This window comes from Thiolapillus sp. (genome assembly GCF_048562965.1).
Lineage (GTDB): Bacteria > Pseudomonadota > Gammaproteobacteria > Chromatiales > Chromatiaceae > Thiolapillus > Thiolapillus brandeum_A.
Genome location: NZ_JBHNMF010001304.1, coordinates 1 through 713, shown reverse-complemented (window position 1 = coordinate 713; position 713 = coordinate 1). Strand labels below are relative to the sequence as shown.

Here is a 713-nt window from a genome sequence, read left to right as displayed (position 1 = left end):
CCGCGTTCGGAGGCCTACTTTGTTTTCCCTCTGGCGCAAGGCACGCCGGGAAAACAGTGCGGCCTCGCGGCTACTGGGGTCTACCAGCCTTCGCTTCGCTCTCCATGGCTGGCAGCGAATGCACCTGCAATTCCCCCAGCAGGTGGCTGTAATCGTACAGGCGGCGCACGATCAGGTGCTGCACCCCGTCGGCGCGCTGGATTTCCGCCCACACGCCCAGCAGCCTTGCACTCAAAAGAATCCTGCGCTGCCGCTCTGCCAGGTGACGCCAGATGATCAGATTGAGCACCCTGGTTTCGTCCTCCAGGGTGATGAACACCGCATTGCCCTTGCCGGGCCGCTGGCGCATCAGCACCAGCCCGGCGGCGCGCACCATCAGCCCGGCCTTGCGCCGTTTCACTTCTTCTGCCGGCACAAAGCGCAGCTCGCCCAGCGTTTCCCGCAGCAAAGAAAGGGGGTGCTGGCGCAGGCTCAGGCCCAGGTGAGCATAGTCTGCCAGCACTTCTTCTGCCACACCGGGATGTGGCAGTCCCGGCTGCACTTCCCGAGGCTGCGCCTGCTTCAACAGCGGCAAGGGTGATTCCACCGCTGCCACCGACCACCTGGCCAGGTGCCGGTTCTGTTCCAGGGAATGCAGGGCATCCGCCGCCGCCAGGGCCTTCAGGTCACCACGGTTCAGGCCGGCTCTGGCTGCCAGTTGCTGTACATTTTCG

The 713-nt window shown here is 64.7% G+C and carries 1 pseudogene; it reads right to left on the bottom strand.

The annotated features are described in order from the left end of the window. Nucleotides 1-70: 70 nt before the first annotated feature. Nucleotides 71-713 (bottom strand): annotated as a pseudogene (dnaE2, locus tag ACOCD2_RS23970) (error-prone DNA polymerase); the annotation flags it as partial.